Genomic DNA, 18,655 nt, shown 5'->3' on the forward strand with positions numbered 1-18,655 from the left:
CTCCAGATACGCGTTAGTCAGACGCAACAAACGCTCCGGTTAACAAACCAGGAGCGTGGCGCCCTTCGCGGGAAGGCGCCCTTATACAGATGATTCACAGGCAGTCAATGTCTGCCGTGGATCAGCGAGGCGGTCGCCCGAAATCCACGCCGACGGTGACGCGCTGGCCCTCGACCGGGCGGCCGTTTTCGGTCGGCGGCTGGAAGCGGAAAAGGCCCGACACCTGCAGGCCCGCTGCGCCGAAGCCCAGGCCCGGCGGGGTTTCATCCACGACGCGACAATCGTCAAGCCGGCTGTCCAGCCGGATGAGGCACGACAATTCGGCCCGGCCATAGCGACTGCGCGCGGCCGGCGGGTGGTTAGCGCGGATCTGGCCCATCGTGGGGCCCGTCACCAGGCGCGGTCCGGTCGAGCCGCCGCCCAGACCGGACCCCGGCCCGACGCCTGAGCCGCTGCCCGCCCCCTGCCCGCCCTGGCCGAAGCCGGGATTGGGCGACGGCGCGGGCGCGACGCCGACGACGGGCGCAGGAACCGGCGCCTGTTTGGGCGGGGCCGGCAGTTCGGGCGGTCGCGGCTGTTTCGGCGGCGGGGGTGTGTGGATACGTGACGGGGCGGCGGGCGCGCCGCCGCCGGTCTGCGGCGCCGGCGGCTGTTCTGACACCGGCGGCGGCGGATCGTACAGAACCACCTCAAACGGCTGCGGCTCAGGGACGGCCGGAACCTGCGGCGCCCGGCCGTCGACCTGGCCCAGCAGCAGAAACAGCCCCGTTTCCGCCCCAGCCACGGCGCAGAAAACGGCGAAGGCGCGCCAGCGTTTGCGGGCGCGCCTCTTGTCGGGATTGGCGTCGTCGTCGTTCATCGGACGTCTAACGCCCGAGCCAGGCTTTGGTCACGCCAAGGCTTCGTCGATCGCCTTGGCGACGAACTCGATCGAGCCCATGCCGTCGGCCTCGGTCAGCTTGCCCTGCTTTTCATAATAGGGAAGCAGCGGGGCGGTGTTGCGGTTGTAGGCCTCCAGCCGCACCTTGAACGATTCGGGATTGTCGTCGGGCCGCCCCTGGTCGGCGAAGCGCTTGGCGATCCGTTCGGTCAGGGCGGCGTCGTCCACCTTCAGCCGCACCACGGCGTCGATCTGGGCGCCGCGCTTGGCCAACATGGCGTCCAACGCCTCGGCCTGGGCCACCGTGCGGGGAAAGCCGTCGAAGATGGCGCCCCCCGCGGCCTCGGCCTCGGGCAGGCGGTCCTCGATCAAGGCGATGACGATCTCGTCAGTGACAAGATCGCCGCGCGCCAGCACGTCCTTGACCTTCACGCCCAGTTCCGAGCCCGAGGCGATGGCCGCCCGGAGCATGTCGCCGGTGGAGAGCTGGACCATGCCCTTCTCTTCCACCAGCCGCTTGGCCTGGGTGCCCTTGCCCGCCGCCGGCGGTCCGAACAGGATCAAGTTCATGCTTCAGCCCTCCCCTGGGCGTCTGACAACCTAAGACTTAGCGGCGAACGGGCGTGGGAGCGCCGCGACCGCCACGACCACGCAACTTGGCCTTCTTGATCAGGCCTTCGTACTGGTGCGCCAGCAGTTGTGACTGAATCTGGGCCACAGTGTCCATCGTCACAGAGACCACGATCAAGATGGACGTTCCGCCAAAATACAGGCTGTTGCCGAATTGGCTGACGATGAATTCCGGCAGCAGGCAGACAGCGGTGATGTAGGCGGCGCCGATCACCGTCAGGCGGGTCAGCACATAGTCCAGATATTCCGCAGTACGTTTGCCCGGCCGGATACCCGGCAGGAAGCCGCCGTATTTCCGCAGGTTCTCAGCCGTGTCCTCCGGGTTGAAGGTGATGGAGGTGTAGAAGAAGCAGAAGAAGACGATAAGGGCGGCGTACAGCGCCATGAACAGCGGCTGGCCGTGCGTCAGCTGCGCCGTCACCAGCGGCAGCCAACTCATCCAGCTGGGCAGGTCGGCGTTGGCCGTCATGGTGGCCACCGTCGTCGGCAGCATCAGCAGCGACGAGGCGAAGATCGGCGGGATCACGCCGGCGGTGTTGACCTTCAGCGGCAGGAACGAACGCTCGCCTCCCGCCATGCGGTTGCCTTCCTGACGCTTCGGATACTGGATCAGAAGACGGCGCTGGGCGCGTTCCATGAAGACGATGAAGACCACGGTGGCCACGGCCAGAACGGCGATGAACAGCAGGGCGAAGGCCGACATCTGACCTTGTTGGGCCAGCCCCAGCAGGCGGGCGACAGTGGACGGCAGGACCGCCACGATGCCCGCGAAGATGATCAGCGAAATGCCGTTGCCGACGCCGCGCGCCGTCACCTGCTCACCCAGCCACATCAGGAACATGGTGCCGCCGGTCAGGGTCACGACCGTCGAGACGATGAAGAAGACGCCGGGATTGTCGACCAGACCGGCCGTGCTGTTCAGGCCGGCGGCGATGCCGAACGACTGCGCCAGCGCCAGGAACACCGTCAGATAGCGGGTGTACTGGTTCAGCTGCTTGCGGCCGCTTTCGCCGCCTTCCTTCTTCAGCTTCTCCCAGGGCGGATACACCGTGCCCATCAGCTGCACGATGATGGACGCCGAGATGTAGGGCATCACGTTCAGCGCGAAGATGGCCATACGCTCGACCGCGCCGCCCGAGAACATGTTGAACATGTCCAGGATGCCGCGCTGGCCCGAGGGGTCCTGGAAGAACTGCAGGAAGGCCTGCGAGTTGATGCCCGGGATCGGCACATAGGTGCCGATGCGATAGACCAGAAGCGCGCCCAGCGTGAACAGCAGGCGCTTGTGCAGCTCGGTCGCTTTCGCGAACGAGCCCATGTTCATATTGGCGGCGAGTTGTTCTGCGGCCGAAGCCATTATGCGTCCCCACGACTGATTGAGTCGTCAGATAGGCGAGAAGCGGCGCTCTTGCGAGGCCGCTTCCGTTCTTTCGTCGTCGCAGGTGTAATCAGGCCACGGCCTAATCGCCGCGACGACGCGTTGCTTAGGCCTTGGCGGCGGCGCGCTTGGCGCGGGCCGAGATCTTGTTCTCGTCGCCGCGCGGAGCCTTGGGCGCCGGGGCCTTGCCCTTGGCGGCGTTGCGCTTCTCGACGCGCGCGGCGGCCTTGGCTTCGGCTTCGATGCGTTGTTCGACGACCGAACCGCCCGCCGCTTCGATAGCTTGCTTGGCGCCCGACGTCGCCGACCATACGACGAGGTTCAGCGCTTGCTTCACTTCGCCGGTGCCCAGCAGGCGCACGCCGTCCTTGACGCGGCGGATCACGCCGGCGGCGACCAGGGCGTCGCCCTTGATTTCCGACTTGGCGTCCAGCTTGCCGGCGTCGATGGCGTCCTGCAGGCGCCACAGGTTCACTTCAGCCAGCTTCAGGGCGTTGGGATTGTTGAAGCCGCGCTTGGGCATACGCATGTACAGCGGCATCTGGCCGCCTTCGAAGCCCAGCAGGCTGACGCCCGTACGCGACTTCTGACCCTTGACGCCGCGACCGGCGGTCTTGCCCTTGCCCGAACCGGGGCCACGGCCGACACGCATGCGCTTCTTGTGCGCGCCTTCGTTGTCGCGGATTTCGTTCAGTTTCATGTGCCTGATCCTTTCGGGTTCTAGCGCCGGACACGACCTCGAGAATGAGGCGGCCAGACTCGGCTCGGAAAAAATGAAGGGCCGCTCATAGGCGACCCCCGAAACATAAGCAAGATGCGAAACGCCCTCCCCCGGTGTTCCGAGGGAGGGCGAAAGGCTTACTTCTCGACCACTTCCACCAGATGGTGGACCTTGGCGATCATGCCGCGAACCGAAGGGGTGTCCTCCAGGGTCGCTTCACGACCCATGCGGTTCAAGCCCAGGCCCACCAGGGTGGCGCGCTGGTCATTCTTGCGGCGGATCGGCGAAGCGATCTGCTTGATGGTGACGGTCTTGTTCTCGGCCATGACTTAGGACTCCACAGCTTCCGGCGTCGAGGCGCCGTCGTTGCGGCGGCCCATCAGGTCGGCGACCTTCTTGCCACGCTTCGAAGCGACCTGACGCGGCGACGACTGGACCTTCAGGGCCTCGAACGTCGCACGGATCATGTTGTAGGGGTTCGACGAGCCGGTCGACTTGCCCACGACGTCCTGGACGCCAAGGGTTTCGAGGACCGCACGCATCGGACCGCCGGCGATGACGCCGGTGCCGGGAGGGGCCGCGCGCATCATGATCTTGCCGGCGCCCCAACGGCCGTTGCCGTCGTGGTGCAGGGTGCGGTTCTCGCGCAGAGGAACGCGGATCATCGTCTTCTTGGCTTCTTCCGTCGCCTTGCGGATGGCTTCCGGCACTTCACGCGCCTTGCCGTGACCGAAGCCGACCCGGCCCTTGCCGTCGCCGACGACCATCAGGGCTGCGAAGCTGAAGCGACGGCCGCCCTTAACGGTGGCGGCGACGCGGTTGATGTGGACCAGCTTCTCGACGATGTCCGAATCCGGGCCATCGACAGCGGGAGCGTTGCGGTTGTCACGACGGTTGCGATCGTTGCCGCCGCCGCCGCGTTGGGGTTGTTGCGCCATCTGTCGCGTCCCTTAGAAGTTCAGGCCGGCTTCACGCGCGGCTTCCGCCAGCGCCTTCACCCGTCCGTGATAGATGTACTCGCCGCGGTCGAAGACGACGTCCTTGACGCCTTTCTCGATGGCGCGTTCGGCGATCAGCTTGCCGATCGCGGCGGCCGCGGCCGTGTCCGAACCCCGCTTGCCCTTGCCGCCTTCCAGCGACGAAGCGGCGGCGATCGTCACGCCCTGGGCGTCGTCGATGATCTGGGCCGAGATGTTCTTGTCCGAACGATAGACCGACAGACGCAGACGACCGTTGGCGACAGCCTTCAGGCGACGGCGAGTGCGCTCTGCGCGGCGCTTGGCTTGTTGTCGAAGAGAGAGAGCCATGACTTACTTCTTCTTGCCTTCCTTGCGACGCACGGTCTCGCCGGCGTAACGGACGCCCTTGCCCTTGTAGGGCTCCGGCGGACGCAGCTTGCGGATGACCGCGGCGACCTGACCCACGGCCTGCTTGTCCGAGCCCGAGATCTTGATCTCGGTCTGCTTGGGCACAGCGAAGCTGACGCCGGCCGGCGGATCGATATCGACTTCATGCGAGAAGCCGAGTTGCAGCGACAGGGCGTTGCCCTTCATCGCGGCGCGGTAACCCACGCCGACCAGTTCCAGCGACTTCTCGAAGCCCGAGGTGACGCCGGTGACCATGTTGTCGACCAGGGTCCGCGACAGACCCCACATCGCGCGGGCGCGAGGGGTGTCCGAACGCGGGGTCAGCGACAGTTCCTCGCCTTCCTGCTTGACTTCGATCTCGTCGGCGACGGTCCAGGCGCGTTCGCCCTTGGGACCCTTGACGGTGATGTTCTGGCCGTCGAGCGTGACAGTCACGCCCTTCGGCACGGCGATGGTTTTCTTGCCAATACGGGACATATCAGTAGACCCTGCAGAGGACTTCGCCGCCGACATTGGCGTCGCGAGCGGCGGCGTCGGACATGACGCCCTTCGAAGTCGAAAGGATCGAGATGCCGAGGCCGTTCTTGATCGGCTTCAGATCGCCGATCGCCGAATAGACGCGGCGGCCAGGCTTGGACACGCGCGCGATCTCGGCGATGACGGGTTGGCCGTCGAAGTACTTCAGCTCGATCTCGAACTGCGGAAACTCACCCGGGTTCTGAACCAGGTTGTAGCCGCGGATGTAGCCTTCGTCCTGCAGCACGTCCAGGACGCGCTGGCGAAGACGCGAAGCGGGGGTCAGCACCTTGGAACGCTTGCGGGTCGCCGCGTTCTTGATGCGAGCGATCATGTCGCTCAGGGGATCGTTGATCATCATGTCTGTTCGCTCCCCTTACCAGCTCGACTTCGTCAGGCCGGGAATCTGGCCCAGGTTGCCCAGTTCACGCAGCGCGATCCGGCTCATCTTGAGCTTGCGATAGAAAGCACGCGGGCGACCCGTCACTTCGCAGCGGTTGCGAATGCGGCTCGGCGCGGAGTTGCGCGGCAGGGCGGCCAGTTGCAGGCGCGCCTCGAAGCGCTCCTCCAGCGGCAGGTTTTCGTCGTTGGCGGTCGCCTTCAGGGCGGCGCGCTTTGCGGCATACTTCGCAACCAGGGCCTTGACGGCTTCGTTGCGGTTTACGGCGCTCTTCTTAGCCATTGTTCTCTTCCCTTCCCGCTCAGTTCTTCACGAACGGGAACTTGAACTCGGTGAGGAGAGCCTTGGCTTCCTCATCGGTCTTGGCCGTGGTGCAGACGACAATGTCCATGCCCCACATCTGATCGATCTGGTCGTAGTTGATCTCGGGGAACACGATGTGTTCCTTCAGGCCGGTGGCGTAGTTGCCGCGACCGTCGAAGGACGTGCCCTTCAGACCACGGAAGTCCTTCACGCGCGGCAGGGCGATCGTGATGAACCGGTCCAGGAACTCGTACATCTGGTCGCCGCGCAGCGTGACCTTGCCGCCGATGACCATGCCTTCACGCAGCTTGAAGCCGGCGATGGAGTTGCGGGCCTTGGTGGCGACGGCCTTCTGGCCGGCGATGGCCGTCAGGTCCTTGAGGGCGGTGTTCACCTTCTTGGAGTCCGCGACGGCTTCGCCGATGCCCATGTTCAGGACGATCTTGTCCAGCTTGGGCACCTGCATTTCGTTCGTATAGCCGAACTTGTCCTTCATCACCTGGCGGATGCGCGAGTGATATTCGCCTTTAAGGCGCGGAGCGTACTTTTCGGTCGCCATCAGATGACGTCTCCCGTCGTCTTGGCGATGCGGACCTTGGTGTCCCCATCGATCTTGAAGCCGACGCGGGTCGCCTTGCCGTTGGCGTCGGCGATCGCGACGTTCGACAGGTGAAGCGAGGCTTCCTTGTTCTTGATGCCGCCTTGCGGGTCAGCCTGGCTCGGGCGCGTGTGGCGCTGAACCATGTTGACGCCTTCGACGACGACGCGGTTTTCGGAAGGCAGGACCTTCAGCACATTGCCCGTGCGGCCCTTGTCCTTGCCGGTGAGGACGACGACGCGGTCGCCCTTCTTGATCTTGGCGGCCATGTTACAGGACCTCCGGAGCCAGCGAGATGATCTTCATGTGGTTCTTGGCGCGCAGTTCGCGGGGAACCGGGCCGAAGATCCGCGTGCCAACCGGCTCGTTCGCCTTGTTGACGATGACGGCGGCCGACTTGTCGAAGCGGATGACCGAGCCGTCCTTGCGTTGGATGTCCTTGGCGGTGCGCACGACGATGGCGCGAACGACGTCGCCCTTCTTCACGCGACCACGCGGGATGGCTTCCTTCACGGAGGCGACGATGGTGTCGCCGATCGAGGCGTAGCGGCGCTTGGAGCCGCCCAACACCTTGATGCACATGACCCGGCGGGCGCCCGAATTGTCGGCCACTTCCAGGTTAGTTTGCATCTGGATCATAAGATCAGATCCTTCTGATTACGAGGCCGAGGCCGGGGAGATGACTTCCCAGCGCTTCAGCTTGGACTTCGGGGCGCACTCGACGATGCGAGCGATGTCGCCGACCTTGAGCGCGTTGGCTTCGTCGTGCGCGTGGTACTTCTTGGAGGACCGGACGGTCTTCTTCAGAAGCGGGTGGAGCAGCGTGCGCTCCACCTTCACGACGACGGTCTTTTCGCCCTTGTCGGACACGACCACGCCTTCGAGAATTCGCTTGGGCATATTCGTTTCCTTACGAGGCCGCACGCTTCTCGCGCAGAAGCGTCGAGATGCGAGCGATGTCTTTGCGCACTTCACCCACGCGGTGGGTCTTTTCCATTTGGCCGGTGGCCGCCTGGAAGCGCAGGTTGAACTGTTCCTTCTTGAGCTTCAGCAGCTCGTCGGCCAGTTGGTCGGTCGTTTGCGACCGCAGATCGGCGATCTTGGTCATTAGGCGGCTACCTCGACATGAGCGACGCCGGCGTCGATGCGGGTCACCACCTTGGTGCGGACCGGCAGCTTGGCTGCGCCGAGACGGAGCGCTTCGCGGGCGACATCGTCCGGAACGCCGTCGATTTCAAACAGGATGCGGCCAGGGTGGCAGCGCGCGGCCCAATGGTCCACGGCGCCCTTGCCCTTACCCATCCGGACTTCGGCCGGCTTGCCCGTGACGGGCAGGTCGGGGAAGACGCGGATCCAGACGCGGCCTTGGCGCTTCATCTGGCGCGTGATCGCGCGGCGAGCCGCTTCGATCTGACGCGCGGTGATGCGTTCCGGCTCCAGCGTCTTCAGGCCGTACGACCCGAAGTTCAGCGAGAAGCCGCCCTTGGCCGAGCCGTGGATGCGGCCCTTGAAGGCCTTGCGGTACTTGGTCTTCTTCGGTTGCAACATGACTTAGTTCTCACGTCCCCGGTCGCGACGCGGACCGCGGTCGCCACGGGGGCCGCCGCGTTCGCGGCCTTCGTTCGAGGACGGACCCGAAGCTTCCTGGGCCCAACGCTTGTCCTGCGCCATGGGATCGTGCTCCAGCACTTCACCCTTAAAGACCCAGACCTTCACGCCGATGATGCCGTAGGTCGTCTTGGCTTCGTAGAAGCCGTAGTCGATGTCGGCGCGCAGGGTGTGAAGCGGCACACGGCCTTCGCGGTACCATTCCATACGCGCGATTTCCGCGCCGCCCAGACGACCCGAGACATTCATACGAATGCCCTTGGCGCCCAGACGCATGGCCGACTGCATCGAACGCTTCATGGCGCGACGGAAGGCCACGCGGCGTTCCAGCTGCTGCGCGATGTTCTCGGCGATCAGCTGTGCATCGGTTTCCGGCTTGCGGACTTCGATGATGTTCAGGTGAACTTCACCCTCGGTGCGCGCCGAGATGTCCTTGCGGAGCTTCTCGATGTCGGCGCCCTTCTTGCCGATCACGACGCCAGGACGGGCGGCGTAGATGGTGATGCGGCACTTCTTGTGCGGGCGCTCGATGATGATGCGCGACACGCCGGCGGCGGCCAGACGTTCCTTCAGCCACTCGCGCAGCTTCAGGTCCTGGTGCAGCAGGCGGGAATAGTCGGCGCCGGCGGCGAACCAACGGCTGTCCCACGTGCGGTTCACGCCGAGGCGCAGACCGACCGGATTGATTTTCTGTCCCATCAGGCGGCCTCGCCGGCTTCACGGACCACGATGGTGATCTCGCTGAACGGTTTCAGGATGCGCGACGAACGACCGCGAGCACGGCTCGCGAAACGCTTCATCACCAGGTTCTTGCCCACGAAAGCCTCGGCGACGACCAGGTTGTCGATGTCGAGGTTGTGGTTGTTCTCGGCGTTGGAGACGGCCGAATACAGGACCTTGCGGACGTCGCCGGCGATGCGCTTACGGCTGAACTCCAGCTCGTTCAGCGCCTTCTGAACCGGCATGCCGCGGATCGAAGCGGCCACCAGGTTCAGCTTTTGCGGGCTGATGCGCACGTTGACCAGCTTGGCGCGGGCCTCGGTCGGGGCGACCCGACGCTCGTTTTTTGTCTGGGCCATCGGTTACTTCCTTTTGGCCTTCTTGTCCGCCGCGTGCCCCGGGAAGTTCCGGGTCGGGGCGAACTCGCCGAGCTTCATGCCGACCATCTCTTCCGAGACCGACACGGGCACGTGCTTCTGACCGTTATGGACGCCGAACGTCAGACCGACGAACTGCGGCAGGATGGTGGAGCGGCGCGACCAGGTCTTGATCACGTCCTTGCGGCCCGACGATTGAACGGCGTCGGCCTTCTTGAGCAGATACCCGTCGACAAACGGGCCTTTCCAGGAGGAGCGGGCCATTCTTAGCGAGCCTTCTTAACGTGGCGGGTACGGATGATGTACTTGTCCGTAGCCTTGTTCTTGCGGGTACGAGTGCCCTTGGTGTCCTTACCCCACGGCGTGACGGGGGTGCGACCACCAGAGGTCCGGCCTTCACCACCACCATGCGGGTGGTCGATCGGGTTCATGGCGACGCCGCGAACGTGCGGACGCCAGCCCATGTGACGCTTGCGACCGGCCTTGCCCAGGTTCTGGTTCATGTGGTCGGGGTTCGAAACCGCGCCCACCGTGGCGATGCAGCCGTCCAGGACCATGCGCAGCTCGCCCGAGCCGAGACGGATCTGGGCGTAGCCCTGATCGCGACCCACCAGCTGGGCGTAGGCGCCGGCCGAACGGGCCAGTTGAGCGCCCTTGCCCGGCTTCATTTCGATGTTGTGGATGATCGTACCCACCGGCATCGAACGCAGCGGCATGGCGTTGCCAGGCTTCACGTCGGTCTTTTCGCCCGCGATGATCGTGTCGCCCGCCTTAAGGCGTTGCGGCGCGATGATGTAGGTCTTCTCGCCATCGGCATAGGTGACCAGCGCGATGAAGGCCGTGCGGTTCGGGTCGTATTCCAGACGCTCGACCGTGCCGACCATGTCCCACTTGCGACGCTTGAAGTCGATCTTGCGGTACAGGGTCTTGGCGCCGCCGCCACGGAAGCGGACCGCGATGCGACCGCCCTGCCCGCGTCCGCCCGACTTGGTCAGGCCTTCGGTCAGCGACTTTTCCGGACGGCCCTTGTGGAGTTCCGAACGGTCGACCAGCACGAGGGCGCGACGGCCCGGCGAAGTCGGATTGTAGGTTTTCAAGGCCATCTGATCAGAGCCCCGTGGTGACGTCGATCGACTGGCCGTCGGCCAGCGTCACGATCGCTTTTTTGATGTCGACGCGACGACCCAGGATGCCCCGGAAGCGCTTGGTCTTGCCCTTTTGGACCAGGGTGTTGACCTTGACGACGTTGACTTTGAACAGGCTTTCGACCGCGGCTGCGATCTCGTCCTTGGACGCCGTGTCGGCGACGCGGAAGACGACCTTGTTCTGCTCGGACAGGATCGTGGCCTTTTCGGTGATCACCGGGGCCAGGATGGTGTCGTAGTGCTTGGCGGTAGGTTGAGCGGCCATTACGCGGCTTCCTTATCGCTGAAGCGGGCTTCGATCGCCTCGATGGCGGCCTTGGTCAGCACCAGCTTGTCCGCGCGCAGGATGTCATAGACGTTCAGGCCGGCGTTCGGCAGCACGTCGATGTGCGGGATGTTGCGTGCGGCCAGGCCGAAGTTCGTGTCGACTTCGGGACCCGCGATGATGAGAGCCTTGGTCCAGCCCAGCTTGCCGAACGTCTCGCGCAGGGCGGCCGTCTTGGCCTCCTTGACCGAGACGGTGTCGACGACGATCAGGTCGCCGGACTTGGCCTTGGAGGACAGGGCGTGACGCAGAGCGAGCGCGCGGATCTTCTTCGGCAGCGAGAAGCCGTGGTCGCGAACGACCGGACCGAAGGCGCGCGAGCCGCCGACGAACTGCGGGGCACGGCGCGAACCGTGACGAGCGCCGCCGGTGCCCTTCTGCTTGTACATCTTCTTGCCCGTGCGAGAGTTCTCGTTACGGGTTTGAACCTTGTGCGTGCCGGCGCGGCGCTTGGCCAGCTGCCAGTTGACGGTGCGAGCCAGGATGTCGCCGCGGATGGCGTCGATGCCGAAGACGGCGTCCGACAGCTCCACGTCGCCAGCAGCCTTGCCGTCGAGTTGGATGACAGAGAGTTTCATTACGCTTCACCGCCTTCGGTCGCTTCGACAGGGGCTTCTTCAGCCGGCGTCGAGGCGGGTTGAGCAGCAGACTTGCTCGACTTAAGCGCGCCAGGGAACGGAGCGTCAGCCGGACGAGCCTTCTTGATGGCGTCGCGAACCTTGACGTAGCTGCCGTCGTGACCCGGGACGGCGCCCTTGATCAGGATCAGACCACGCTCGGCGTCCACGCGGACGACGGTCAGGTTCTGGGTGGTGACGGTTTCCGTGCCGTAATGGCCGGCCATCTTCTTGCCGGGGAACGTGCGACCCGGGTCCTGACGGTTACCCGTCGAACCGTGCGAACGGTGCGAGACCGAGACGCCGTGGGTGGCGCGAAGGCCGCCGAAGTTCCAGCGCTTCATGGCGCCGGCGAAACCCTTACCGATGGTCTCGCCCTGGATGTCCACCTTCTGGCCGACCAGGAAGTGTTCGGCCGACAGTTCGGCGCCCACGTCCAGCAGACCGTCCGCATCGACGCGGAACTCGGTGACATAGGCCTTGGGCTCGACTTCCGCCTTGGCGAAGGTCTCGCGTTGAGCCTTGTTGGTGTTCTTGGCCTTCTTCGTGCCAGCGCCCAGCTGGAGAGCGACGTAGCCGTCACGCTCCTGGGTACGTTGGCCGACGACTTGGCAGCCGTCGAGCTGCAGCACAGTGACCGGTACGTGCGCGCCGTCATCGGCGAACACGCGGGTCATGCCCAGCTTCTTGGCGATCACGCCCGTGCGCATCGGATCCCGCCTCTTTCTACTTTAAATCTTGATCTCGACGTCCACGCCGGCGGACAGGTCGAGCTTCATGAGCGCGTCCACGGTCTGCGGGGTGGGGTCGACGATGTCGAGCACGCGCTTGTGCGTGCGGATTTCAAACTGCTCACGCGACTTCTTATCGACGTGCGGAGAGCGGTTCACGGTGAACTTTTCGATCAGGGTCGGCAGCGGAATCGGACCGCGAACGGTCGCGCCGGTGCGCTTGGCTGTATTGACGATCTCGCGCGTCGAGAAATCGAGGACGCGATGATCAAAGGCCTTGAGCCTGATGCGGATGCTTTGATCCATATCGGTGCTTACTTCCAATGCGGTCGGAGGACCGCGTCCCTGTGAACCATTTCAAAGACCGAAGGCCTTCGGGCACGAGGCCCTCAGGATACGCAAATCCGCAAAAACGATCGGCCCACGCAGTTCCCCGCGAAGGCCGCTGAAGTCCCAAGAAGCTGCAAAGAACAGTGACTTAGGTCGTTCTTGCGAACCGCGTCTGCACCGAAGTGCACAGCCGGTCCAACAAGAGTGGTGGCTTATGCCTACCGATTCCGATTTCGTCAAGCGGCGAAACCAAGGCGCAGACAGGATTCTGTTGTCACTCGGCCCTGTCGTGCCCCACCCCGGATGCGCGCGGTCCGGCCGGCGGATTCCACGACATATATATGTGTAGATCATCGGGCCAACGTCATGGGCCAAAGAACGCCGGCCGGCGTTCGAACAAGGGAACGGTCGAGGCGCCTGCAGACCAATGGCGAGCGTGAGGGCATGCTTTAGCCGTTCCGGGTTCACGTTAACCACCTGCCACCGCTTCTCCGTGTTGCCGACACATTCCTGCCGCACACCGTGACAGTCGCGCAACAATTTGGCGACAGAGACTTATCGAACAGCGGTTTGATGCTGCACCTCGGCCTTATGCTGATAGCAGGCGCCCCTCCCTGGACCCCCATCCGGGCAAGACTGCTAAGGACAAGACAAAATGAAGACGATCCTCCTCGCGTCGGCCGCCGCCGCCACCCTGTTCGCCGCTCCGGCCTTCGCCCAAGATGCCATCGGTTCGGTCGGCCTGGGCTACACCCACACCGACACCGAGGGCTTCAAGACCGACGGCGCGACCCTGGACGGCGTGACCGCCATGAAGGTCGCCCCGGAATGGACCGTGACCCTGAACGGTTCGGTCGCCTACTCCGACAGCGACCTGGGCGACGACACCGTCGGCGCAGCCGCCGCTCACCTGACCAAGACGTTTGGTTCGGATCTGCGCGCCGGCGCCTTCGCGGGCGTTTCGGACCTGGGCGGCGAGAACTACTTCTCGGTCGGCGGCGAAGTGCAGAAGTATCTGGCCTCCGCCACCCTGACCGGCGTTGTCGCCTACACCGATCTGGACGGGGCTGACGCCTGGACCTTCGGCGGCGACTACGCCTACTACGTCAACCCGTCGCTGCGCCTGAACGCCGGCGTGTCGTACAACAACATCGACACCGACGTGGCCGGCAAGGTCGACGCCTGGGCTTACGGCGTCGGCGCCGAGTACCAGCTGGACAACAGCCCGATCAGCCTGTTCGGCTCGTGGCAGCGCGTTTCGCTGAACGATGTGGACGTCGATGCCGACAACTTCGTCATCGGCGCACGCTACAACTTCGGCGGCGCGCTGCAGACGCTGGACCGCGCCGGCGCCAACCTGGGCCGCACCCTGGCGGGCCTGCCGGGCATCCGCGGCTTCTGATCGAGCCGCTGGCGAGAGCCGGAAGACAAAGAGGCCCCGGCGGAGCGATCCGCCGGGGCCTTTTCTATGGGCGAAAGGAAAAGGCCCCCGGGGTTCCACGACCGGGGGCCTTGCCTTTAAAGCGATGAGGCGGACCTCAGCGCCCGATCTGCAGCGTGCCCGATCCGACCACGGTGCGCGACACCGCGCCGGTGGCGGAGGCGACGCGGACATTGCCAGATCCGGCGATGGCCACGCTCAGGTCGCGGGTCGCGCCGCCGTAGCGCACGTCGCCCGATCCGCCGATGGCCACCGACAGCTTGTCCATCCGCCCCTGGCGAACATTGATCCCGCCCGATCCGCCAATGGACAGGTCGCCGTCGCCCCCGGCGCTGGCCACCTCGACATTGCCCGATCCGCCCACGGCCGCCTTCAGGTCGCCGGTGGGGCCGGCGTAGATGCTGCCCGACCCGCCCACATTGGCTTCCAGCGCGCGCGAAGAGCCGGCTCGGATCGAGCCGGAGCCGCCGACGCCCAGCGACACCCGCCCGTCGACATTGGCCACGTTCCACGCCCCGCAGCCGCCGCTGTTCAGCTCGACAGAGCGCGCGCCGCGTCCGACCGAGCCGAAAACAGCCCCGCCGGCGCTGACATCCACGTCGCGCGGCGTGCGGATCACGATCATCGGCGCGTCCTCCAGGCGCACGCGGCCCAGGTTGCCGACCTCGACGGTCGCGCCACGGCCCGGCTGGCTGGCGTCGGCCCGGCTGGTGTTGCAGCCGCCAATGCGATTTCCGCCATTGGCCCAGAAGCCTCCGTTACGGCCCAGGCCGCCATCGATGCGGACCCCGCCGCCTTCGCGGCGCACCTGCACGGCCGGCAGCCCCGAGGCGCCCTGCGTCACCTCGACCCCCACATCCTGGCGATCCTCCACGATCACGACGACCCGCGCCACGAGGTTGCGAATCTGGACCTCTGCGGCCGATGCGGGGGCGGCGGCCAGCCCCGTCAGGGCGGCGGCGGCGGCGGCGGCGGCGATCAATGCGGTCTTCATTCGGCTGTTCCCTTCCCGTCTATGCAGGGGAAGGTGCACGCCGCGCGCCGCCAAGTCATTTTAACTTCAGGTCATGAACGCGATTTAACCCGCGGGCCTCAGCGTCCCCGCGCCGTCCGCGGCCCCGACCTCGGGTTCGAAATCACGCTCGAAATGGGCGATTCGGCTCTTCATCGCGCCGGCCTTCTTCAACGCCAGGGATGCGGCCCAGCGCGCGGCCAGTTCCGGCGTGGCCATCTCGTCCGTCTGGCGCGGCCGACCGCCCCGGCTGCGGATCACGGCATTGGTGAACAGCGCCCCATTTCGGAACCGCGACGGCCAGGTCTGAAAATCCATCGACAGGCTGACGCAGAACCGATCCAGATTCTCCACCCGGTGCGGCGCATACAGGGGCCAGGTCAGCGCCCGTCCCGGCTCCAGATCCATGATTTGGGCGTCGTCCTCGAACGCCAGCGTATAGGGCAGTTCCTCAGTCGTCTGGCGCGTCACCACCTGTTCCATGTTGCGCTCTGGCAGGTGACGTTCGTCGCCCGGATAGACGAACAGCCGCTTGCGCCCGCGCAGGTGAAACAGCACCACCCCCGCCGCATCGAAATGATACGGAACCCGCGCCTTGGGCGACGACAGGATCAACTGCCCCGCGTTCCGCACCGCTCGCATTCCCGGATAGGTCGCCTGGATGGCCGCAAAATCCTTCATCGCCGCCGCCCATAGTTCAGGCCAGCCACGTTCGACCTCGCGCAGATTGACCCACAGTCGGCCCTGTTTGATCGCCTCCAGCAGGTCTTTCCCCGACAGACGCCCGCGCGCCCCGGTGCGCAGCGACACCTGTCCCTCATCGTCGTAGTCGTACAGATTGATGTCGAACAGGTCGGCCGGATACCGGTCCAGCACCGCCGCCAGGGCCGCGTCCTCGGCGAAGCCCTGCGCCACCAAGGTGTGCGGATGATCTCTGGCCTCGACGATCGGGCCGGGATAGCGGGTGCGGCGTGTGGTCATGACAGCCTCTCCTTCACGCATGGGCGACGCGCGCCGGCGTCTTCTTGCGGGCGGCCAGTTTCTGCGCCATCGCGCGAGCGGCCGCAGCCGTGCCTTTCAGCCGTCCGGCCGACGTCGGCTCGCACGCCTCGATCGTGGCCCAGCGGCGGCGCAAGGAGGTTCGCACCTTCTCGCCCTTGTCCCCCGCCTTCGCCAGCGCGCCCACGGCCATGTCGCCCAGCGCCTGGCTCAGCCCCGGCTTCAGCACCACGGCCTCGCGCACCGTCTGGCGGGCGTTGACGAAATACTTCTTGTAGGGCTCGCCCTCGAACCCGAAGTCAAACACCCGGAACTCCTCCGCTGAGGCCAGCCGCATCGTGTCCATGCTCAGCAGGATGCCCGGCGAACACCGCGCCAGCCCCGGCTCATAGACCGGGAACCAGAAATGGTAGTGCCGCCCGGCATGGAGCGAAAACTCGACCGCCACCAGCTTGTCGCCCGCGTGCATCGCCGCCATCGAGGCGCCGAAGTCCTCGCGCCGCTCGGCCATCAGGGCGTGCAGCAGGTCCCGCGTCCAACCGCACGCGAAGATGTCGTGCAGGCCCGAGCGCCGATACTGCGCCGCCTTCAGGTCGATCAGTTGGTTCAACAGCGCGGGGTCGCGCAAGCCTCTCTCGACCCGGACCGGCCCCAGCTCGGCCTCCAGGCTGCGACGCGCCCGCTCCTTGTCCTTGAAGTATTTGCCATACGTCGTGCGCCGCTCGGCGTACCAGGCGTCATAGCCGTCTTCCGGCATGGCGGCCTGCACCGTCTGGCGCGTCTGGCCCGCCTCGCCCGCGCCGATCCAGCCCGGCACGTTCAGCCTGCGCGCCTTCAACAGCCGCGCGACATCCTCCAGCGTGATCGTCTCGCCCGCCGGCGCGATCACCCCGTGATAGTCGTTCATCGGCGCGCCCAGCGGCTGCAACGCCCCGCCGCGCCGCTGATGCGGGAAGAAGCCCACGATCCGGCCGTCGCGGCGGAACACCGCGATGGCCGCGCCGGGGCAGACGCGGCTGGCGATCTGGGCATAGTCCCAGCGGAAATAGGGGCTGGCCAGATCCGGGTTCTCGGCTGTCCAGGCGCGCCACAGGGCGACAGCGGCGCCATCCAGCGCTTCGGCCTCCACAATCTCGACCTGCAGGTTTCCGCTCATGCTCATCCTTCGTCGGGCCGTGCGCCGCAAGGTCCGTTTCTCAGCCTACCCTTGCACGGCGCGCGTTTCAGCAGGGTTGATCGGCATGGTGAACAAGCGTTGACGGAGCCGTCGCCCTCCCCGTGCGTTTCCTGACCTCCAAGGAGATGACCATGACCGACAGCCGCCCCGACGACCGCAAGGTCGAGAACGAAAACCTTCGTCCCGACAAGCCCGGCGAGCCCCCGCGGCCGGCGACCGAACCGCAGGGGTCGAAAGGCTCGTCCAACTCCGGCGAGACCGAAACCGATCCCGCCACGGGCAAGCCGAACTGAACACGCCCCTCTCCGACCGCCTGCCGAAAGCCATTCGATGAACCGTCCCGCCTACCTCGCCGCCTTCGCCGTCCTGTCGCTCGCCGCCTGTTCGCCCCAGCAGGAGGCCAAGGCCCCCGCCGCCCAGGTCGGACAGACCGGCCCCCTGTCGCGGGACGCGATCGAAAACGCCGCCTACGCCCCTCCGGCCCAACCGACGCCCCAGCAAGGAAGCGCCCAGCCCCCCGCCCAAACTCAGGCCCAGCCCGATCCCGCCCTGATCCGCGCCCAGGTTCTTCTTGAACGGGCGCGCTTCTCGCCCGGCGCCATCGACGGCCTGGCCGGCTCCAACATGAAACAGGCCATCTCCGCCTTCCAAAAGGCGCAGGGCCTGCCGGTCAACGGCCAGTTGGACGCCGAGGTCATGGGCCGCCTGCGCGCGGTCGGCGCCGGCGCGATCACAACCACCTACCAGATCACCCAGCAGGACATCGCCGGCCCCTATCTCGGCGCCGTGCCGACCGATCTGGCGGCTCAAGGCCAGGCGGAGCACATGGGCTACGCCAACATCGTGGAGGCGCTGGCCGAGCGGTTCCACGTCACCGAGGCCCTGCTGCGCGCCATGAACCCCGGCGCGGACTTCAATCGCGTCGGTCAGTCGCTTCTGGTCCCCGCCGTCAATCACACGCCTCTGCCGGCCGATGTCGATCATATCGACGTCGACAAGTCCGAAGGGTCGGTCCGCGCCTTCGACGCCGACGGCAAGCTGATCGCCTACTTCCCCGCGACCATCGGCAGCGGCGACAACCCCACTCCGACCGGCACGGTCAAGGTCAATGGCGTGGCTCGCAATCCCGACTATACCTACGACCCATCCAAGCTCAGCTACGGCGACGGCAAGGAGAAGGTGGTGGTCAAGCCGGGCCCCAACAATCCGGTCGGCGTCGTCTGGATCGACCTGAACAAGCCCAGCTACGGCATCCACGGCACGCCAGACCCGGAACTGGTGGGCAAGACCGCCTCTCACGGCTGCGTCCGCCTGACCAACTGGGACGCCTGGACCCTGGCCGACAAGGTCAAGCCCGGCGTGACCGTGCGCTTTATCTAG

At 65.7% G+C, this 18,655-nt stretch carries 30 protein-coding genes; 3 read left to right on the top strand and 27 right to left on the bottom strand.

The window, feature by feature from the left end; all coding sequences use genetic code 11:
* Nucleotides 1–121: 121 nt before the first annotated feature.
* The 24 genes from ACYX4P_RS13450 to rpsJ form a co-directional block, all read right to left on the bottom strand.
* Nucleotides 122–859 (bottom strand): energy transducer TonB, encoded by a 738-nt coding sequence (locus ACYX4P_RS13450; RefSeq protein ID WP_248117187.1) that lies wholly within the window; start codon nucleotides 857–859, stop codon nucleotides 122–124.
* Between the two features lie 30 nt (nucleotides 860–889).
* Nucleotides 890–1,450 carry an adenylate kinase gene (locus ACYX4P_RS13455; RefSeq protein ID WP_248117188.1) on the bottom strand — a complete coding sequence of 187 codons (561 nt, stop codon included), beginning with the start codon at nucleotides 1,448–1,450 and terminating at the stop codon, nucleotides 890–892.
* Between the two features lie 37 nt (nucleotides 1,451–1,487).
* Nucleotides 1,488–2,867, bottom strand: a complete 1,380-nt coding sequence (gene secY, locus ACYX4P_RS13460) for a preprotein translocase subunit SecY (protein WP_248117189.1) — start codon at nucleotides 2,865–2,867, stop codon at nucleotides 1,488–1,490.
* Between the two features lie 127 nt (nucleotides 2,868–2,994).
* Nucleotides 2,995–3,588 carry a 50S ribosomal protein L15 gene (rplO, locus tag ACYX4P_RS13465; RefSeq protein WP_248117190.1) on the bottom strand — a complete coding sequence of 198 codons (594 nt, stop codon included), beginning with the start codon at nucleotides 3,586–3,588 and terminating at the stop codon, nucleotides 2,995–2,997.
* Between the two features lie 158 nt (nucleotides 3,589–3,746).
* Nucleotides 3,747–3,935 carry a 50S ribosomal protein L30 gene (gene rpmD, locus ACYX4P_RS13470; protein WP_292046727.1) on the bottom strand — a complete coding sequence of 63 codons (189 nt, stop codon included), beginning with the start codon at nucleotides 3,933–3,935 and terminating at the stop codon, nucleotides 3,747–3,749.
* A 3-nt stretch (nucleotides 3,936–3,938) separates the two neighbouring features.
* On the bottom strand, nucleotides 3,939–4,547 hold the full coding sequence (gene rpsE / locus ACYX4P_RS13475) for a 30S ribosomal protein S5 (RefSeq protein ID WP_248117194.1): 609 nt from the start codon (nucleotides 4,545–4,547) through the stop codon (nucleotides 3,939–3,941).
* A gap of 12 nt (nucleotides 4,548–4,559) precedes the next feature.
* Entirely contained in the window at nucleotides 4,560–4,916 is a 357-nt protein-coding gene (gene rplR, locus ACYX4P_RS13480) for a 50S ribosomal protein L18 (RefSeq protein WP_248117196.1), read from the bottom strand.
* 3 nt (nucleotides 4,917–4,919) lie between these two features.
* The gene (gene rplF / locus ACYX4P_RS13485) at nucleotides 4,920–5,453 is read right to left on the bottom strand and encodes a 50S ribosomal protein L6 (RefSeq protein ID WP_248117198.1); all 534 of its coding nucleotides are present in this window, start codon (nucleotides 5,451–5,453) and stop codon (nucleotides 4,920–4,922) included.
* Nucleotide 5,454: 1 nt separating this feature from the next.
* Nucleotides 5,455–5,853: a 30S ribosomal protein S8 gene (gene rpsH, locus ACYX4P_RS13490; RefSeq protein WP_219895805.1), complete on the bottom strand. Its 399-nt coding sequence runs from the start codon at nucleotides 5,851–5,853 to the stop codon at nucleotides 5,455–5,457.
* A gap of 15 nt (nucleotides 5,854–5,868) precedes the next feature.
* Nucleotides 5,869–6,174 carry a 30S ribosomal protein S14 gene (gene rpsN, locus ACYX4P_RS13495; RefSeq protein ID WP_017506048.1) on the bottom strand — a complete coding sequence of 102 codons (306 nt, stop codon included), beginning with the start codon at nucleotides 6,172–6,174 and terminating at the stop codon, nucleotides 5,869–5,871.
* A 19-nt stretch (nucleotides 6,175–6,193) separates the two neighbouring features.
* Nucleotides 6,194–6,754, bottom strand: coding sequence for a 50S ribosomal protein L5 (gene rplE / locus ACYX4P_RS13500; RefSeq protein ID WP_248117200.1), 561 nt, complete (start codon nucleotides 6,752–6,754; stop codon nucleotides 6,194–6,196).
* Nucleotides 6,754–7,062, bottom strand: a complete 309-nt coding sequence (rplX, locus tag ACYX4P_RS13505) for a 50S ribosomal protein L24 (protein WP_087119312.1) — start codon at nucleotides 7,060–7,062, stop codon at nucleotides 6,754–6,756. The genes rplE and rplX overlap by 1 nt, the downstream gene beginning before the upstream one ends.
* A gap of 1 nt (nucleotide 7,063) precedes the next feature.
* A complete protein-coding gene (gene rplN, locus ACYX4P_RS13510) occupies nucleotides 7,064–7,432 on the bottom strand; it encodes a 50S ribosomal protein L14 (protein WP_248117202.1) in 369 nt (122 codons plus the stop codon).
* A gap of 18 nt (nucleotides 7,433–7,450) precedes the next feature.
* Entirely contained in the window at nucleotides 7,451–7,693 is a 243-nt protein-coding gene (gene rpsQ / locus ACYX4P_RS13515) for a 30S ribosomal protein S17 (RefSeq protein WP_087119313.1), read from the bottom strand.
* A 10-nt stretch (nucleotides 7,694–7,703) separates the two neighbouring features.
* Entirely contained in the window at nucleotides 7,704–7,901 is a 198-nt protein-coding gene (gene rpmC, locus ACYX4P_RS13520) for a 50S ribosomal protein L29 (protein WP_054765463.1), read from the bottom strand.
* Nucleotides 7,901–8,341 carry a 50S ribosomal protein L16 gene (gene rplP, locus ACYX4P_RS13525; RefSeq protein ID WP_087119314.1) on the bottom strand — a complete coding sequence of 147 codons (441 nt, stop codon included), beginning with the start codon at nucleotides 8,339–8,341 and terminating at the stop codon, nucleotides 7,901–7,903. The genes rpmC and rplP overlap by 1 nt, the downstream gene beginning before the upstream one ends.
* A 3-nt stretch (nucleotides 8,342–8,344) precedes the next feature.
* Nucleotides 8,345–9,100 carry a 30S ribosomal protein S3 gene (rpsC, locus tag ACYX4P_RS13530; protein WP_248117204.1) on the bottom strand — a complete coding sequence of 252 codons (756 nt, stop codon included), beginning with the start codon at nucleotides 9,098–9,100 and terminating at the stop codon, nucleotides 8,345–8,347.
* Entirely contained in the window at nucleotides 9,100–9,480 is a 381-nt protein-coding gene (rplV, locus tag ACYX4P_RS13535) for a 50S ribosomal protein L22 (RefSeq protein ID WP_248117206.1), read from the bottom strand. The genes rpsC and rplV overlap by 1 nt, the downstream gene beginning before the upstream one ends.
* Nucleotides 9,481–9,483: 3 nt before the next feature.
* Nucleotides 9,484–9,762 (bottom strand): 30S ribosomal protein S19, encoded by a 279-nt coding sequence (rpsS, locus tag ACYX4P_RS13540; RefSeq protein WP_017506055.1) that lies wholly within the window; start codon nucleotides 9,760–9,762, stop codon nucleotides 9,484–9,486.
* Nucleotides 9,763–9,764: 2 nt separating this feature from the next.
* On the bottom strand, nucleotides 9,765–10,601 hold the full coding sequence (gene rplB / locus ACYX4P_RS13545) for a 50S ribosomal protein L2 (RefSeq protein ID WP_248117208.1): 837 nt from the start codon (nucleotides 10,599–10,601) through the stop codon (nucleotides 9,765–9,767).
* Nucleotides 10,602–10,605: 4 nt separating this feature from the next.
* Nucleotides 10,606–10,908: a 50S ribosomal protein L23 gene (locus ACYX4P_RS13550; protein WP_017506057.1), complete on the bottom strand. Its 303-nt coding sequence runs from the start codon at nucleotides 10,906–10,908 to the stop codon at nucleotides 10,606–10,608.
* The gene (gene rplD / locus ACYX4P_RS13555) at nucleotides 10,908–11,546 is read right to left on the bottom strand and encodes a 50S ribosomal protein L4 (protein ID WP_248117210.1); all 639 of its coding nucleotides are present in this window, start codon (nucleotides 11,544–11,546) and stop codon (nucleotides 10,908–10,910) included. Before rplD ends, ACYX4P_RS13550 begins: the two co-directional genes overlap by 1 nt.
* Nucleotides 11,546–12,295, bottom strand: a complete 750-nt coding sequence (gene rplC, locus ACYX4P_RS13560; protein WP_055753390.1) for a 50S ribosomal protein L3 — start codon at nucleotides 12,293–12,295, stop codon at nucleotides 11,546–11,548. The genes rplD and rplC overlap by 1 nt, the downstream gene beginning before the upstream one ends.
* Nucleotides 12,296–12,316: 21 nt before the next feature.
* Nucleotides 12,317–12,622, bottom strand: coding sequence for a 30S ribosomal protein S10 (gene rpsJ, locus ACYX4P_RS13565; RefSeq protein WP_003164367.1), 306 nt, complete (start codon nucleotides 12,620–12,622; stop codon nucleotides 12,317–12,319).
* Between the two features lie 679 nt (nucleotides 12,623–13,301).
* On the opposite strand from rpsJ, the gene ACYX4P_RS13570 reads away from it, so the two are divergent.
* Nucleotides 13,302–14,048: an outer membrane beta-barrel protein gene (locus tag ACYX4P_RS13570; protein WP_248117212.1), complete on the top strand. Its 747-nt coding sequence runs from the start codon at nucleotides 13,302–13,304 to the stop codon at nucleotides 14,046–14,048.
* A 136-nt stretch (nucleotides 14,049–14,184) separates the two neighbouring features.
* Here the strand turns inward: ACYX4P_RS13570 and ACYX4P_RS13575 are convergent, their stop codons facing one another.
* From ACYX4P_RS13575 to ACYX4P_RS13585, 3 genes are all read right to left on the bottom strand, one after another.
* Nucleotides 14,185–15,081, bottom strand: a complete 897-nt coding sequence (locus ACYX4P_RS13575) for a head GIN domain-containing protein (RefSeq protein WP_248117214.1) — start codon at nucleotides 15,079–15,081, stop codon at nucleotides 14,185–14,187.
* Between the two features lie 84 nt (nucleotides 15,082–15,165).
* Nucleotides 15,166–16,080, bottom strand: a complete 915-nt coding sequence (locus tag ACYX4P_RS13580) for a cupin-like domain-containing protein (protein ID WP_248117216.1) — start codon at nucleotides 16,078–16,080, stop codon at nucleotides 15,166–15,168.
* A 13-nt stretch (nucleotides 16,081–16,093) separates the two neighbouring features.
* The gene (locus ACYX4P_RS13585) at nucleotides 16,094–17,254 is read right to left on the bottom strand and encodes a GNAT family N-acetyltransferase (RefSeq protein ID WP_248117218.1); all 1,161 of its coding nucleotides are present in this window, start codon (nucleotides 17,252–17,254) and stop codon (nucleotides 16,094–16,096) included.
* A gap of 152 nt (nucleotides 17,255–17,406) precedes the next feature.
* On the opposite strand from ACYX4P_RS13585, the gene ACYX4P_RS13590 reads away from it, so the two are divergent.
* Together ACYX4P_RS13590 and ACYX4P_RS13595 are read left to right on the top strand one after the other, a co-directional pair.
* The gene (locus tag ACYX4P_RS13590) at nucleotides 17,407–17,568 is read left to right on the top strand and encodes a hypothetical protein (RefSeq protein WP_248117220.1); all 162 of its coding nucleotides are present in this window, start codon (nucleotides 17,407–17,409) and stop codon (nucleotides 17,566–17,568) included.
* Between the two features lie 37 nt (nucleotides 17,569–17,605).
* A complete protein-coding gene (locus ACYX4P_RS13595) occupies nucleotides 17,606–18,655 on the top strand; it encodes a L,D-transpeptidase family protein (RefSeq protein WP_248117222.1) in 1,050 nt (349 codons plus the stop codon).

This window comes from Brevundimonas sp. ABV4_179 (assembly GCF_056311945.1).

Excerpts from the sequence above, each read along its gene's own strand:
- ACYX4P_RS13450 (WP_248117187.1), bottom strand. The coding sequence starts at position 859 with ATGAACGACGACGACGCCAATCCCGACAAGAGGCGCGCCCGCAAACGC.
- ACYX4P_RS13455 (WP_248117188.1), bottom strand. The coding sequence starts at position 1,450 with ATGAACTTGATCCTGTTCGGACCGCCGGCGGCGGGCAAGGGCACCCAG.
- secY (WP_248117189.1), bottom strand. The coding sequence starts at position 2,867 with ATGGCTTCGGCCGCAGAACAACTCGCCGCCAATATGAACATGGGCTCG.
- rplO (WP_248117190.1), bottom strand. The coding sequence starts at position 3,588 with ATGAAACTGAACGAAATCCGCGACAACGAAGGCGCGCACAAGAAGCGC.
- rpmD (WP_292046727.1), bottom strand. The coding sequence starts at position 3,935 with ATGGCCGAGAACAAGACCGTCACCATCAAGCAGATCGCTTCGCCGATC.
- rpsE (WP_248117194.1), bottom strand. The coding sequence starts at position 4,547 with ATGGCGCAACAACCCCAACGCGGCGGCGGCGGCAACGATCGCAACCGT.
- rplR (WP_248117196.1), bottom strand. The coding sequence starts at position 4,916 with ATGGCTCTCTCTCTTCGACAACAAGCCAAGCGCCGCGCAGAGCGCACT.
- rplF (WP_248117198.1), bottom strand. The coding sequence starts at position 5,453 with ATGTCCCGTATTGGCAAGAAAACCATCGCCGTGCCGAAGGGCGTGACT.
- rpsH (WP_219895805.1), bottom strand. The coding sequence starts at position 5,853 with ATGATGATCAACGATCCCCTGAGCGACATGATCGCTCGCATCAAGAAC.
- rpsN (WP_017506048.1), bottom strand. The coding sequence starts at position 6,174 with ATGGCTAAGAAGAGCGCCGTAAACCGCAACGAAGCCGTCAAGGCCCTG.
- rplE (WP_248117200.1), bottom strand. The coding sequence starts at position 6,754 with ATGGCGACCGAAAAGTACGCTCCGCGCCTTAAAGGCGAATATCACTCG.
- rplX (WP_087119312.1), bottom strand. The coding sequence starts at position 7,062 with ATGGCCGCCAAGATCAAGAAGGGCGACCGCGTCGTCGTCCTCACCGGC.
- rplN (WP_248117202.1), bottom strand. The coding sequence starts at position 7,432 with ATGATCCAGATGCAAACTAACCTGGAAGTGGCCGACAATTCGGGCGCC.
- rpsQ (WP_087119313.1), bottom strand. The coding sequence starts at position 7,693 with ATGCCCAAGCGAATTCTCGAAGGCGTGGTCGTGTCCGACAAGGGCGAA.
- rpmC (WP_054765463.1), bottom strand. The coding sequence starts at position 7,901 with ATGACCAAGATCGCCGATCTGCGGTCGCAAACGACCGACCAACTGGCC.
- rplP (WP_087119314.1), bottom strand. The coding sequence starts at position 8,341 with ATGTTGCAACCGAAGAAGACCAAGTACCGCAAGGCCTTCAAGGGCCGC.
- rpsC (WP_248117204.1), bottom strand. The coding sequence starts at position 9,100 with ATGGGACAGAAAATCAATCCGGTCGGTCTGCGCCTCGGCGTGAACCGC.
- rplV (WP_248117206.1), bottom strand. The coding sequence starts at position 9,480 with ATGGCCCAGACAAAAAACGAGCGTCGGGTCGCCCCGACCGAGGCCCGC.
- rpsS (WP_017506055.1), bottom strand. The coding sequence starts at position 9,762 with ATGGCCCGCTCCTCCTGGAAAGGCCCGTTTGTCGACGGGTATCTGCTC.
- rplB (WP_248117208.1), bottom strand. The coding sequence starts at position 10,601 with ATGGCCTTGAAAACCTACAATCCGACTTCGCCGGGCCGTCGCGCCCTC.
- ACYX4P_RS13550 (WP_017506057.1), bottom strand. The coding sequence starts at position 10,908 with ATGGCCGCTCAACCTACCGCCAAGCACTACGACACCATCCTGGCCCCG.
- rplD (WP_248117210.1), bottom strand. The coding sequence starts at position 11,546 with ATGAAACTCTCTGTCATCCAACTCGACGGCAAGGCTGCTGGCGACGTG.
- rplC (WP_055753390.1), bottom strand. The coding sequence starts at position 12,295 with ATGCGCACGGGCGTGATCGCCAAGAAGCTGGGCATGACCCGCGTGTTC.
- rpsJ (WP_003164367.1), bottom strand. The coding sequence starts at position 12,622 with ATGGATCAAAGCATCCGCATCAGGCTCAAGGCCTTTGATCATCGCGTC.
- ACYX4P_RS13570 (WP_248117212.1), top strand. The coding sequence starts at position 13,302 with ATGAAGACGATCCTCCTCGCGTCGGCCGCCGCCGCCACCCTGTTCGCC.
- ACYX4P_RS13575 (WP_248117214.1), bottom strand. The coding sequence starts at position 15,081 with ATGAAGACCGCATTGATCGCCGCCGCCGCCGCCGCCGCCGCCCTGACG.
- ACYX4P_RS13580 (WP_248117216.1), bottom strand. The coding sequence starts at position 16,080 with ATGACCACACGCCGCACCCGCTATCCCGGCCCGATCGTCGAGGCCAGA.
- ACYX4P_RS13585 (WP_248117218.1), bottom strand. The coding sequence starts at position 17,254 with ATGAGCGGAAACCTGCAGGTCGAGATTGTGGAGGCCGAAGCGCTGGAT.
- ACYX4P_RS13590 (WP_248117220.1), top strand. The coding sequence starts at position 17,407 with ATGACCGACAGCCGCCCCGACGACCGCAAGGTCGAGAACGAAAACCTT.
- ACYX4P_RS13595 (WP_248117222.1), top strand. The coding sequence starts at position 17,606 with ATGAACCGTCCCGCCTACCTCGCCGCCTTCGCCGTCCTGTCGCTCGCC.